The sequence below is a fragment of the Ruegeria sp. BJ3 genome (genome assembly GCF_056535665.1).
The window spans coordinates 221,883-234,377 of the sequence record NZ_JBQFIT010000001.1 but is presented as its reverse complement, the minus strand read 5'-3'; the positions used below and the strand labels follow the sequence as shown (position 1 = coordinate 234,377).

Genomic DNA, 12,495 nt, shown 5'->3' with positions numbered 1-12,495 from the left:
AGGCTAGGAATAGCTTCGCACCAAGGCACTGGCGATCAGGGACCACCCATCCGCAATCACGAAAAACGCCAGTTTGAACGGCAGCGAAACCGTGGCGGGCGGCACCATCATCATCCCCATCGACATGAGTACCGCGGCCACTACAAGATCGATGATCAGAAACGGTAGAAATATCAGGAATCCGATCTGGAACGCGCGGGCAACCTCGGACAGCATGAAGGACGGCATGAGAACCGAAAGAGGCGCCTCCGGCGACAGCTCCATCGACGCGGTGTCGGGGCGCAAGGCCGCCATGGCCCGAAACGTGTCACCATCCAGCCGCGCCACCATGAACTCGCGGAACGGCACCATGGCACGTTCCAATGCAGGCTCTACCGCAAGCGTTTCTTCGACCATCGGTCGGATCCCGGTATCCCAAGCCTGGGTAAAGACTGGCTCCATGATGAAGTAGGTCAGAAACAGCGCCAGGCTGACGATCAGCATGTTGGGCGGGGACTGTTGCAATCCGATCCCCTGCCGCAGAATACCCAGTACCGTGACCAGAAAGGGGAAGCAGGTCACCATGATCGCAAGGCCGGGTGCCAGGCTGAGCACCGTGATCAGCAGGATCAACTGAATGGTTCGCGCCGATATGGATCCGCCGTCGCCCAATGACAGCGACAGCTCCTGTGCCGATGCCAGTGCTGGTGTCAGCACAAGGATCGCCGATGCACACCAGGCCGCCCGACGCATCATCCAAGTCCGTTCTGGAAATCCGAAATCTCGGTCAGACGCACCGCCAATTGACCGGCGTTGTCCCCCTCCATTTCCTCGAGCAGACCACGGGCGACCAATTGGTCGCCGACATACAGATCCACCGGATCTTCGACCCGTTTGTCCAAGGTCAGAACGGCGTTCTCACCCATGGTCAACAAGTCGCGTATCAAGGGGCGCGCCCGACCGACGGAAACCGTCACCTCGATGGGAACGGCTTCGAACGGGTTGGGTCTTTCAGGTTTGGATGCAGGTGCGTCACTCATTTGACAAAGCCTCTTTTGCCTCAAAAACATATGCGTCGAAAGCGGCGGCGATCGCGTCCAGCAGCGCGGTGCAATCAACCTCGGACCGGGCGGTGCCGACCTGCAACCGCGCCTGACCTGGCAGCAACTCGGGGTCCGCGACGACCTTGGGGAGGGGCGTGATGTCGACGGGCAACAACGCCTCGACATCCCCTTCAACACCGGGTGGAACCAACAGAAGGATCGGTTCTGCAACCTGCGCATTGGCCATTTCGCTCAACTGCTCGATCACGCGGGCGGCAAGCCCCCGATCCAACGCCTGGGGAAGAACGGTCTGAACCAGAGCGCTGAACATCGGTTCAAGCGACAAGGTCATCCGGGTCAGAGCTTCCTGGTAGGTGAAGGACATGTCGGAGAAGGCTGCCCGCATATCCTCGGTCAGCGCAGCGCGATCTTGGGCTTGGGCCTGCAGCGCATCCTCCCACCCGGCACCATATCCGCGTTCGAAAGCGGCGAGCCGCTCTTCCTCCAAAGCTTCTTCGTCCAGCAATCGCAGATTCGCGCCGTCGGCCTGAGCGGTGAAATCCTCGAGGAGGTGGGCGATCGACATCACACCTTCTCCTCGTTTTCTTCCAGCCAGTTCCGCAGAATTTCGACCGTCTCTTCCTGTTTGTCCCCGATCATGGCGCGCAGACGGCCGACCGCATCTTCGCTTGCCGTGGACCCAATCGCAGGCACAGAGCCTCCGTTTTCACCCTGGCCGGTGAGAGCGCTGAATTCCTGTCCATCAGCATCTGAGATTTCACCGACAAGATATGGCGCGCCGCCCTCGGCGGAGGCTGCGGCAGGCGGCAAGGCTGGCACTGCGGCCGAACCGGTCAGGATCGGCCGGATCACGAACAGCCCCATGACCAGCGATACGATGGCCAACACTGCCATCTGTATCAGCGACATCGTATCCAGATGGATGCTTTGCCAGACCGAAGCGGTCGCCAATGTTCCCTGCGGTTCGACATTGGGCAGTTCCAGGGATTTCAGCGTGATGACATCCCCGCGATCCGCATCGAAGCCCACGGCCGAGGCGACAAGCTCTTCCAGAGCCTCCAGTTCCGGCTGTGCCATCGGTTCAAAAACCTCGGCACCGGTGGCGTCCGTTGTGCGGATTCCGTTGACGAGCACGGCAACCGTCAGGCGTTTGATGGCGCCCGGCACCCGCAGAACTTCAAGCTCGGTCTCTGAAACCTCATAGTTGATCCGCTCGCGGGTTTGCGTGGCTGAAGAATTCGATTCATCGCTGCCATTGCCGTCCCCGTCCGGCAGGTTGGACGCGACCGTCACATCAGACGACTGATTGCGGGAGGTATCCGACCGTTCCTCGACATCGGTGCTGATTGCGACGCGGCCCTTGGGGTCGAACCGCCGCTCTCTTATGGATTCGGTCTCGGTGACCGTGTCGACGCTGACTTCGACCACCGCATTGCCGGGTCCGACGCGTGCCTCGACCAGCCGCAGGACGCGGTCGCGCAAGACCTTGGCCTTGTCATCGGCAGTGTCGGCGGCAACCGCCGTCTCTTGCGGGCCGATCACCGCACCGTTGGAATCGATCACCGCAACATCCTCGGGCGCGAGGCCGGTCACGGCGGAGGCCACCAGAAAACGGATCGCCTTGGCCTGTTCGACCGTGATCTTGGCCCCGGATGGCACCAGATAGACCGAAGCGGTTGGCGAAACGCTGGGCTGGAACGGGCTTGTGGACCCGCTGGCAATGTGAACCCGCGCCTGCCCCACATGAGGGCTGCTGACGATGGTTCGCGCCAGTTCACCCTCCTTGGCGCGCCGATAGGCAGCGTCGAACATCTGCGAGGTCGTACCGAACCCACTCAGGGTATCCAGCAGTTCATAACCCCGGTTGCCATTTGCAGGCAGACCCTCGCTTGCCAGGGTCATGCGCAACTCGTCGCGTTGCGAGCCCGGAACATAGATTGAGCCGCCACGAATCTCGTAGGTGACACCGCGTTGATCCAGGGCGCGGACGATATCCCCCGCCGCCCCGCTTTCCAGCCCCGCATAGAGGAGTGTCATGGACGGAGATGTCACCAACCGCGACATCGCCAGGACACTCAGGAACACGACGACAGCCGCCCCCGCCACGATGATTTGTTTGCGCCTGCCCAAACTTGCCCAGACAGTTCCAATCTGCTGCACGCTCACCTCCGACTCGCCGACATTCTGTGCGGCTCGTGCCCTGTTTGAACGATTGCCCTTAACAATCGGTTAGTCCCTGCGGGGTTATGACGGGTGCCGAACGCAAGAATGAGGACGCCATGACAGACGCGACCGTGGATGAGGCAGAAGGCCCGAAGAAGTCGGGTAAAAAGGGACTGATGATTGGCGTGGTTCTGGCGCTGCTGGGTGCTGCGGGCGGGTACTATGTGACCGCGTCCGGGCTTTTGGGCAAAGCCCCAGAGGCCGAAGGAGAAACAGCGGAAAACGCGGACGCCGGACATGCGATCGATGCGTTGCCGGACTTCGGGTTCGTCGACCTGCCGCCCGTGATCGTGTCCGTGAATTCCGGCGATTCGCGCCATCTGAAATTCCACGCGCAACTTGAGGTGGCCGCCGGTCACGAGGCCGAGGTGGAAAAGATGATTCCCCGCATCATGGACGTGATGAACGGCTATCTCCGGGCCATCAACCTGTCTGACCTCGAGGACTCGCTGGCCCTGGTTCGCATCCGCGGGCACCTGCTGCGGCGCATCGGCATCGTCGTTGGCGAAGGTCGGGTACGTGACGTTCTGGTCACGGAATTCGTATTGAACTAGGAGGCGAAATTGGAACTGATCTCGGACATTCTGCTGGTCGCCGGCGCCTTGGGGGCCGGATTGTACTGTTTTGTTCTGTCCCGACGCCTCAGGCGGTTCACGGACCTGGAGCGGGGCGTCGGTGGCGCGGTTTCCGTGCTGTCCGCACAGGCGGAAGAACTGAAAAAATCCCTGGATGCCGCGCGTGCTGCATCTGACCAGGCCGGGCACAAACTGCAGGATCTGACCGTGCGCGCCGAGTCAGTCGCACAGCGGCTTGAGTTGATCATGGCGTCGATGCACGACGTGATCCCCGAGGACAAACCCGCGGCTGAAGAGCCTGCAAATTCCTCGGCCGAAACCAAAAAGCCGTCACCTCTTGAGGTAGAACCGGTCTCGTTGGAAGAAGAGGTCGGGCCAAAGGACCCCGAGCAACCCGCCGAGCCTGCGGCTGTGGAACAAATTCCATCCAGGCCGGAAGCCGAGGTCAAATCCACCAACGACCCCGCAGAGGATCCGGCCCCGATTCCCAAGGGCGTATTGTTCTTCAGGCACAAGGCGCAAGGTAGCGAGGCCCGATCCTGATGCGCAGCCTGCAACCTGCCCAGCGTCGACCACGTGGTGGCGTTCTGACCCTCATTTCAGCCTTGATGATCAGTTCCGCCATCATACGGCTGGGGCTGGAGGCTGGGCCAGCTTTGGCAAGGGGGTCTGACCCCTCGGAAGTCTCTGCACACAGCGCCGGCTCGGACGAAAAGCCGGACATGCAAGCCTTGCTGACCGAATTGCTGCGTCGGGAAGCAGCCGTCAAACAGCGTGAGAGCGCGCTGCGCGACAGGGAGCGCGCCCTGGAGATTGCCAACGAGGCCATTGCGACGCGCCTCTCTGATTTGCAAGAGGCCGAGGCATCGCTGCGCGAGACATTGGCCGTGGCGGACAAGGCGGCTGAATCCGACCTCACCCGTCTGACCGATGTCTATCAGAACATGAAGCCCAAGGACGCCGCGGCGCTTTTCGAAACGATGGATCCGGTTTTTGCGGCCGGCTTCCTGTCGCGTATGCCGCCTGAGGCTGCTGCGGGTGTGATGGCCGGTCTCAGCCCCGAGGCCGCCTATACCATCAGCGTCGTAATGGCCGGACGCAACGCCAACGCCCCCACTGAGTAGCCGCCATGAGCCCCACCCTCAAAGACCGCTCTGCCGGAGAGACCACATGATCGGAATTCTTGGAATCGTTGTTATTTTCGTAATGGTGTTCGGCGGCTACCTCGCCGCCGGCGGCAAGATGGCCATCATCCTCAAATCTCTGCCGTTCGAGATGATGATGATCGGCGGGGCCGCCATCGGCGCCTTTCTGATCAGCAATGACATGTCGGCGGTCAAACACACGATCAAGGATCTAGGCAAGGTTTTCAAAGGCCCGAAATGGAAGCCCGAAGACTACCGCGATCTGCTGTGCCTTCTGTTCTCGCTGATCCGGCTTGCCCGTTCAAATCCGGTCGAGCTCGAGCAGCACATAGAAGACCCTGAAAACTCGGCCATTTTTGCGGCCTTCCCAAAGATACAGGCGGACAAAGAGGCAGTGGACCTGATTTGCGACACCATGCGGTCGGCGGCGATGAACTATGACGATCCCCATCAGGTTGAAGAGGTTCTGGAAAAGCGGATGGATGCCAATTTCCACCACGCCATGCATTCCAGCCACGCCCTGCAAACCGTGGCGGACGGGTTGCCGGCACTGGGGATCGTCGCGGCCGTTCTGGGCGTGATCAAGACCATGGGCTCAATCGACCAACCGCCTGAGGTCTTGGGCAAGTTGATCGGAGGTGCCCTTGTCGGGACTTTCCTGGGCGTCTTTCTGGCCTACGGGCTGGTCGGCCCCTTCGCCGGAAAGCTGAAAGCGGTCGTGGAGGAAGACAATCACTTCTATCAACTGATCCGGGAAGTTCTGGTTGCCAACCTGCACAATCACAACCCTGCAATGTGTATCGAGGTTGGTCGCCAGAACACGCCGACCCACAATCGCCCCGGCTTCACCGAATTGGAGAAAGCCTTGAAAGAGATCAAGCAGGCGGCAGCATGATCCGGGTTTTGCTCCTGACCCTTGGCCTGAGCGCATCGGCAACTGGAGTGCTGGCGAAGGACGTTCCGGTGCGGTCCGGCGAACATGACGGCTTCACGCGGCTTGTTCTCGGCGTTCCTGCGGGCACCAACTGGAGCCTCGCCCACCGGAAAAACGGTGCGCGCCTGGCGGTCGAATTGGACGACGTGGAATTCAAGACCGGATCGGTCTTTGCACGATTGTCCGCAGGCCGGCTTGAGGCGATATCGCAGGCCGATCCCGGCGCGCCGCTTGAGCTGGACTTCGGCTGTGATTGCGCGGCGGCCGCTTTTTTGTACAAGGATACGATGATCGTTGTGGACATAGCGGCGCAAAAAGCCTTGCCTCCGCCAAGGCTGGACATTCCATCGATTGTGATCCCAGAACAGACTTCCAAACGTCGTCCACAGGCCGAAGCCCCATCAATTGAATTGGTTGCCCCCCTTCTGCAACTGGATCGCGATGGCCTGCAGCAGCGCCTTTCGACCCGTCTGTTGCAAGGTGCGGACCGCGAGCTTGTCGACCTGAATGTCACACCTCCGGGTCCGCGTGCTTCGGTGCCGGAAGCGCTTCCGGACATCGCGCGGGATCTGCCTGCGCATATCCAGGTAAGCTTGATCCTTGACGAGTTGGGCAAACTGGGAGAGCCACCTCTGCAACCTCTGGAGTCGCTGCCAGCCTGTATTTCGGATGCCGAATTGGGGTTCGACACCTGGTCTGACGGTCGGCCCTTTGCGCATCAGGTGGCTGAGCTGCGTGCAGGGCTGTTCCGGGAGTTCGACAGGGTCGACAGATCCATCGCGCTAAAGCTCGCGAAGCTGTTGGCACACTGGGGTTTCGGTTCAGAGGCCATTCAGGTTCTGCAGTTGATGGAAGATTCATCGCCGGAACAGGAATGGGTTCGAGCGGTCGCGCAAATAATTGATGATCAGCCCGTATCAGAGCCTAACCAACTGCGTGGGTTGCAACGCTGCGACGGCGCGGTTGCCATGTGGGCCGCGATGGCGGATGGCCAGTTGCAGGATGATGCGCAGCAGGAACGGATGGAACAGGCGTACCTGAGGCTTCCTGAGCATCTACGCCGGATCCTCGGCCCCCGGCTGGCCGAGATATTCGTCAACTCCGGCCAGCTTGAAGCCGCCCGGCGGGTATTGCGTTCGGTAGATCGCGTCCAAACTCTGCAACACCCCGAGGTGACACTCGCGCAGGCAACTGTGGCTGCCGCTGAGGGAGATGCGGACACCAGCGACACTTTGTTGAACGACGTCATCGACAACCCAAGCTCGGATTTGGAAGCCCCGCTTGCGCTGGCCCGGCTTGTTGAAAAGAAGTCGGCAGAGGGTGGGGCCGTTTCGCGACGCCAAATCGATCTGATCTCGGGCTACGCGATCGAACTGCGCAATTCTGAATTGGGCCCGGTCATGGCCCGCTGTCACGCCCTGGCACTTGCCCTGGGCGGCGAGTTTTCTGCGGCCTTCAATATCCTTGATGCCCATCGCAGAGACGAGACCTGGTCCGGCACGCGCAATCGTATCCTGCTTCTGGCAGCAGAGCGCGCGGATGACCTGACCTTTCTGCTGTATGCAAGTACCCTGAAACCACATGAATTAGAGTCTATTTCGACTGAGACTTCGCTGTTGCTCGCCAGGCGTTTTGCAGACCTCGGCTTTGCCAAGCTAGCCCGAGACTTGACTGGTGCAGGTTCGGATGGGACACGCAGGCGCGACCGCGCCATCCTTCGGGCCCGGGCCGCGCTGCTGGAAAACCGACCGGATCTGGCCCTTCGCGAATTGGCCGAGGATCCCTCCGATGACGCTGAAAGGCTGCGGGCGCAAGCCCTGACCGATATGGGTAATTACGCGGCCGCTGTTGAGGCTTGGCGGGACATAGGGGATGAGGATACCGCCGCTCGCCTGTCATGGTGGGCGGGGTTCAACTTGGAAGAAGTTGGGGCGAAGGACACCGCGCTGGGGCAGGTCATAGATCTGAGCTCGGCCCTGCGTGCGCCAGTGCAGCGAGACCCGGACAAGCCGATTTCGGACGCTGAACAGCTGCTTGAGGTCAGCGCCGACACGCGACAGAAGATAGCCGAATTGCTGAACGTGACAACTGAATTGGAATAGTTAGGATCGGCGCGACGAACGGTCGGCTTATGCGCCTCGCATTGAGAACATGCGCTTGTCTGAAAATGCAAGCACCGGCAGACTGCCCGGCAAATTCAACCTTATCCAGATCAGGGGCAACGGATGTCCGGAGCGCTCATTCGGTGTTTTGTCGCCATTCCCGTATCTTCCGAAATCGCCCAGCTATGCGCCGACGTCGCGCATGCAGCACATTGCGGTCGAAGTTTGCCTGCTGAAAACCTTCATCTGACGCTGGCTTTCCTGGGCGACCAGACCCGGGACGCCTTGATCGAACTGAATGATCATCTTGAGGCGGTTAGGTGCCCGGCCTTTTCTATCAGACTGTCCGGGCTGGGCAGCTTCGGCAACTCGCTGCACATGGCGGTAGAGCCCGATCCCGAACTCCTGCACCTGCATGAAAGCGTCCTGCAGTGCATTAGGCTGGCCGGGATGAGGCTGCAACGCCGCCGCTTTCGACCACATATCACCATCGTTCGGGGTATTGAATCGGCTCTAAACAGGGGCTTTTTGCAAATCCCAGTTCCCCAAGCCACCATGTTCGTGACCCAGTTCAACCTGAAGTCTTCGACATTACGGCCGGACGGGGCACGATATGAAACGCTGTCGACCTATCCTCTGCAGCTGCAAGGTTGGTCCGGTCAGGCTGACGACTTGGCCGACCGGTAGAGAGGCTGCACCATGTCACTAAACCGGGTGCCGGGATCGGTAAGGTTCAAAACCGCCCTGCTCAGATTCTTGGCAGCAGACTCTCCGATTTCTGCAGAAGAAAACTCGACAAACTTGTCGATGACGTCCTGTCGCGACATTGGAGCCTCAGGCCCGCCCCGGGCATGGATGTCACCCGAGCGGAAAACGCGACCGTCTTGCGTCGTTACCTGAACGTCGGCCCAGCGCCCGGCGGGAAAGCGGGAATTATGGCGGTCCGACTCGGATACGGTGATGCGGTTCAGGAAATCGGCGACGATCGGATCGGATAGTCCATCGCCGCTGATGTGCTCTACCCCGATCCGCCCGTGTACTGCAAAAGTCGAGACGGCAAATGGCAGCGAGTATTGCGCCTGCGACGTTGTCTCGGGCATCCCCGAATACAGTTGAACCGCTTCGTGAAAACTATGTATCTCGACGCGGGCGATCTGGTCATGGGTCAGATCGTGCGTGTTCATCACCGTGCGCAGCCCGTCGATGGCGGCATGGGCCCAGCGGCAGATCGGATAGGGTTTCACGTATTGATGTTCCATCTGCCAAAATGTGCCGAGGTCCTGCCAATAGGGTGCCGCGCGGGCTTTCTCGATGGTGATGGCGGGGGCGCCGGTAAAGCCGCGCTCGGCCAGAATTGCCGCCGACATGCCCACCAGCGCGCCCCAGCCCGACCCATCATGCAGCATGGTCGGGTTGGCAATCTCGCGCATCATCTGGCTGCGGGGGCCGTGATATTCGGCAATGCCAAGGCCTTGGCGCAACTGGTCCGGTGAATGGCCCCGCAAGCGGGCCGCCATTGCAACCACGCCCAGTGCGTTCCAGGCCCCCGAGGTGTGATAGTCACTGACGGTGGCATGCAGCACGATACCTGCGCGGCCCGCAATTTCGTAGCCGGTGATGACGGCGGCCAGCGCATCGGGTCCGGAAAGATCAGGGCAGTGCTCGGCCAATGCGCACAGCGCGGGCACGACCACCACGCCGATATGCCCTTTGGTCGGGTTGTAACCGTCGTGCCCGTCGAGATTGTCGGTCTGCGTGGCGGCCGCGTAGGCCGCGCCCGCCAGGCTGACCCGGCGCCCGTCGCACAGCATCCGCGCCGAGAACGCAGGATCTGTCGATCCGTACAGCAATGCGGCAGTATCGCGGGCGATCACGCCGGCCTCCATCGGGGTCGATGCGATCACGATGCCCAATGTATCCAGCAGCATCAGGGCCGCCGATTCGCGCGCGCTGTCGGGCATCTGGTCCGCCGGGCGGTTCAGAACAAACTCGGCAACGCGGGCGAAGGTTTCGGTCACCTGGCGCCCTCCATCGCCGGTTTCTGGTCTCGCAGGCGCAGGCCCTTTGGGTCGAAAGGAGGCGCATGCAGGATCCACGCCCTGTGCGGCTTGCCCAGGATGAAGACATGCACCTCGTCACCCGGCTGAGCCACCGCTGGGTTGGCGTATCCGATGGCCAGTGACTTGCCGACCGTATAACCATAGGCGCCCGAGGTGACGCGCCCGACGGGCGTACCATCTGGGGTGAAGATCGGCTCGCCCCCACTGGCATCGGCATCGTGGGTGACATCAACCTCGAAGATCGACAGCACCTCGCGCGCGGGATTGTCCTTGATCGCCAGCCAGGCCGCCTTGTGCAGGAAATCCTTGTCTGGCTTGATCAGCCCATCCAGACCGACTTCATGCGGCCAGTACTCCTGCGAATACTCGCGCCCCCATGAGCCATAGCCTTTTTCGATCCGCAACGCGCCCAGAGCACGGCCGCCGACCGGCCCGCCACCACAGGCGCGGGCAGCGTCCAGAAGCGCTGTATAGAGTCTGATTTGGTCCTCTTCGGCGCAGTGCAACTCCCACCCCAGATCGCCGGTGAAGCTGACGCGGATGGCAAGGCAGGTGACCCCGGCAACCTCGATCGTGGCCGAGCGCATGAAGCGGAACGCCTCATTCGAGAGGTCGGCGTTGGTCAGCCGTTGCAAGGCCTCGCGCGATTTCGGGCCGGCGATGTTGAAGCCTGCGATGCGGTTTGTGGCAACCTCGAAGGTGGTGCCCTCGGGTAGGTCCACCATGTTGAAGAACCTCTGGTGATAGCGTTCGGCCATGCCCGAGCCGATCATCATGTATTCGTCTTGGGCCGTCTTGGTGATGGTGAAATCGCCCGCCACGCCGCCACGCACGGAAATCAGCGGGGTCAGGCAAGACCGCCCCACCTCGGTCGGCACGCGGTTGGCCACCAGCCGGTCGAGCCAGTCATGCGCGCCCGGCCCCTTGACGACGTAATTGGCAAAGTTCGAAATGTCGATCACGCCCACACTTTCACGCAGCATCCGGGCCTCTTGCCCCACCGGTTCGAACCAGTTCTGGCGGGTGAAGCCGTTGGTTTCGACCATTCCGGGCCGGTCGGCGAACCACAGCGGGTGTTCCCAGCCGCAGTTGAGGCCGAAGACCGCGCCCAACTGTTTCTGCATCTCATAGGCGGGGCGCACGCGGGCGGGGCGGCCGGCGCTGCGTTCCTCGTTCGGGAAATGGATGGCGAAGCGGTGGGAATATTGATCGGCCACCCGCGCCTTGGTGAATTTCTTGTCGGCCCAGTCGCCGAACCGCGCCAGATCCCAGGCAAACATGTCGTATTGCGGCTCGCCCTCGATCATCCATTGCGCAGCCAACAGCCCCAGCCCGCCCGATTGCGAGAAGCCGGGGATGATGCCGGTGCAGCAGAAATAGTTGCACAGCTCGGGCACCGGCCCCCAGATGGCGTTGGAGTCCGGCGACCAGATCATCGGGCCGTTGATCACCCGTTTCACGCCTGCGGTGGCGGCCACCGGCACACGCTCGGTCGCGCGGATCACGTTTTCCATGATCCGGTCCAGATCGTCGGGAAACAGGTCATGGGCGAAATCCAGCGGCGTGCCATCCTCGGCCCAGAACCGCATGTCCTTTTCGTAGGCGCCGATCAGCAGCCCGTTGCCCTCCTGCCGGAAGTAATACTCGCCGTCGCGGTCGGCGATCGAGGGCAGACGGCGGCCAAGGGCGGCAACCTCGTCAATCGCTTCGGTCACGAAATACTGATGCTCGGTCGGTTGCAGCGGCAGTTCCAGTCCCGCCAGTGCGGCCACCTCACGCCCCCACAACCCGGCTGCGTTGACCACCCATTGCGTGTGGATGTCGCCCTTTTCCGTGCGCACGATCCACGAGCCGTCGGGCTGCTGTTCAGTCCCTATTACGGGGCAAAACCGTTGAATCTCGGCCCCCAGCGCGCGCGCGCCGGCGGCATAGGCATGGGTCACGCCCGAGGGGTCTACGTTGCCGCCATCGGGTTCATACATGATGCAACGGATGTCATCGAACTGCGCCAGCGGGTGCAGCTCCATCGCCTGTTCGCGGCTGATCTCATGGAAATTCAGGCCATAGAATCGCGCCTTGGCCTCTTGCAGGCGCAGCTGGTGTTCGCGCGCCTCGGTCTGGGCCAGATACAGCGAGCCCGGCTGGAACACGCCGCAGCCCTGCCCGGTTTCCTGCTCCAGCTGCTTGTACAGGTTCATCGTGTAGTGCTGGATGCGCGTGACGTTGTTGTTGTCGTGCAGCCCGTGGATATTGGCCGCCGCGTGCCAGGTTGAACCGCTGGTCAGCTCGTCCCGCTCCAGCAGTATCACGTCGGTCCAGCCCAGCTTGGCAAGGTGGTAGAGGATGGAACAACCGACAAGGCCCCCTCCGATCACGACGGCCTGTGCATGGGTTCTCATTGGACTTCTCTCCT

At 61.5% G+C, this 12,495-nt stretch carries 12 protein-coding genes; 6 read left to right on the top strand and 6 right to left on the bottom strand.

Going from position 1 to position 12,495, the window contains the following annotated elements:
- Positions 1-3: 3 nt before the first annotated feature.
- The 4 genes from fliP to fliF are packed head-to-tail and all read right to left on the bottom strand — an operon-like array spanning position 4 to position 3,203.
- Positions 4-732, bottom strand: a complete 729-nt coding sequence (gene fliP, locus ACR3EL_RS01130) for a flagellar type III secretion system pore protein FliP (protein WP_437342671.1) — start codon at positions 730-732, stop codon at positions 4-6.
- Positions 732-1,019 carry a FliM/FliN family flagellar motor switch protein gene (locus ACR3EL_RS01125; protein WP_170341923.1) on the bottom strand — a complete coding sequence of 96 codons (288 nt, stop codon included), beginning with the start codon at positions 1,017-1,019 and terminating at the stop codon, positions 732-734. Before ACR3EL_RS01125 ends, fliP begins: the two co-directional genes overlap by 1 nt.
- Positions 1,012-1,608 (bottom strand): FliH/SctL family protein, encoded by a 597-nt coding sequence (locus ACR3EL_RS01120; RefSeq protein WP_480720102.1) that lies wholly within the window; start codon positions 1,606-1,608, stop codon positions 1,012-1,014. The genes ACR3EL_RS01125 and ACR3EL_RS01120 overlap by 8 nt, the downstream gene beginning before the upstream one ends.
- Entirely contained in the window at positions 1,608-3,203 is a 1,596-nt protein-coding gene (gene fliF, locus ACR3EL_RS01115) for a flagellar basal-body MS-ring/collar protein FliF (RefSeq protein ID WP_480720100.1), read from the bottom strand. The genes ACR3EL_RS01120 and fliF overlap by 1 nt, the downstream gene beginning before the upstream one ends.
- A gap of 119 nt (positions 3,204-3,322) precedes the next feature.
- Between fliF and ACR3EL_RS01110 the strand changes: the two genes are divergently transcribed.
- The 6 genes from ACR3EL_RS01110 to thpR all read left to right on the top strand — a co-directional run bounded on the left by ACR3EL_RS01110 (position 3,323) and on the right by thpR (position 8,709).
- Positions 3,323-3,820 carry a flagellar basal body-associated FliL family protein gene (locus ACR3EL_RS01110; RefSeq protein ID WP_480720098.1) on the top strand — a complete coding sequence of 166 codons (498 nt, stop codon included), beginning with the start codon at positions 3,323-3,325 and terminating at the stop codon, positions 3,818-3,820.
- A gap of 9 nt (positions 3,821-3,829) precedes the next feature.
- Positions 3,830-4,384, top strand: coding sequence for a hypothetical protein (locus tag ACR3EL_RS01105; RefSeq protein ID WP_170447451.1), 555 nt, complete (start codon positions 3,830-3,832; stop codon positions 4,382-4,384).
- Positions 4,384-4,965 carry a MotE family protein gene (locus ACR3EL_RS01100; protein ID WP_480720096.1) on the top strand — a complete coding sequence of 194 codons (582 nt, stop codon included), beginning with the start codon at positions 4,384-4,386 and terminating at the stop codon, positions 4,963-4,965. The genes ACR3EL_RS01105 and ACR3EL_RS01100 overlap by 1 nt, the downstream gene beginning before the upstream one ends.
- 46 nt (positions 4,966-5,011) lie before the next feature.
- The gene (gene motA / locus ACR3EL_RS01095) at positions 5,012-5,881 is read left to right on the top strand and encodes a flagellar motor stator protein MotA (RefSeq protein WP_170341025.1); all 870 of its coding nucleotides are present in this window, start codon (positions 5,012-5,014) and stop codon (positions 5,879-5,881) included.
- Positions 5,878-8,022 (top strand): hypothetical protein, encoded by a 2,145-nt coding sequence (locus ACR3EL_RS01090; RefSeq protein ID WP_480720093.1) that lies wholly within the window; start codon positions 5,878-5,880, stop codon positions 8,020-8,022. Before motA ends, ACR3EL_RS01090 begins: the two co-directional genes overlap by 4 nt.
- A gap of 123 nt (positions 8,023-8,145) precedes the next feature.
- Positions 8,146-8,709 carry an RNA 2',3'-cyclic phosphodiesterase gene (gene thpR, locus ACR3EL_RS01085; protein WP_170341021.1) on the top strand — a complete coding sequence of 188 codons (564 nt, stop codon included), beginning with the start codon at positions 8,146-8,148 and terminating at the stop codon, positions 8,707-8,709.
- Here the strand turns inward: thpR and ACR3EL_RS01080 are convergent.
- Both ACR3EL_RS01080 and ACR3EL_RS01075 read right to left on the bottom strand, forming a co-directional pair.
- Entirely contained in the window at positions 8,682-10,040 is a 1,359-nt protein-coding gene (locus ACR3EL_RS01080; protein ID WP_480720090.1) for an MmgE/PrpD family protein, read from the bottom strand. The genes thpR and ACR3EL_RS01080 overlap by 28 nt on opposite strands.
- Positions 10,037-12,481 carry a GcvT family protein gene (locus ACR3EL_RS01075; RefSeq protein ID WP_170341018.1) on the bottom strand — a complete coding sequence of 815 codons (2,445 nt, stop codon included), beginning with the start codon at positions 12,479-12,481 and terminating at the stop codon, positions 10,037-10,039. The genes ACR3EL_RS01080 and ACR3EL_RS01075 overlap by 4 nt, the downstream gene beginning before the upstream one ends.
- Positions 12,482-12,495 lie beyond the last annotated feature (14 nt).

Coding starts and splice junctions, on each gene's coding strand:
- ACR3EL_RS01090 (WP_480720093.1), top strand. CDS start 5,878: ATGATCCGGGTTTTGCTCCTGACCCTTGGCCTGAGCGCATCGGCAACT.
- motA (WP_170341025.1), top strand. CDS start 5,012: ATGATCGGAATTCTTGGAATCGTTGTTATTTTCGTAATGGTGTTCGGC.
- ACR3EL_RS01110 (WP_480720098.1), top strand. CDS start 3,323: ATGACAGACGCGACCGTGGATGAGGCAGAAGGCCCGAAGAAGTCGGGT.
- thpR (WP_170341021.1), top strand. CDS start 8,146: ATGTCCGGAGCGCTCATTCGGTGTTTTGTCGCCATTCCCGTATCTTCC.
- ACR3EL_RS01075 (WP_170341018.1), bottom strand. CDS start 12,481: ATGAGAACCCATGCACAGGCCGTCGTGATCGGAGGGGGCCTTGTCGGT.
- ACR3EL_RS01125 (WP_170341923.1), bottom strand. CDS start 1,019: ATGAGTGACGCACCTGCATCCAAACCTGAAAGACCCAACCCGTTCGAA.
- fliP (WP_437342671.1), bottom strand. CDS start 732: ATGCGTCGGGCGGCCTGGTGTGCATCGGCGATCCTTGTGCTGACACCA.
- ACR3EL_RS01100 (WP_480720096.1), top strand. CDS start 4,384: ATGCGCAGCCTGCAACCTGCCCAGCGTCGACCACGTGGTGGCGTTCTG.
- ACR3EL_RS01120 (WP_480720102.1), bottom strand. CDS start 1,608: ATGTCGATCGCCCACCTCCTCGAGGATTTCACCGCTCAGGCCGACGGC.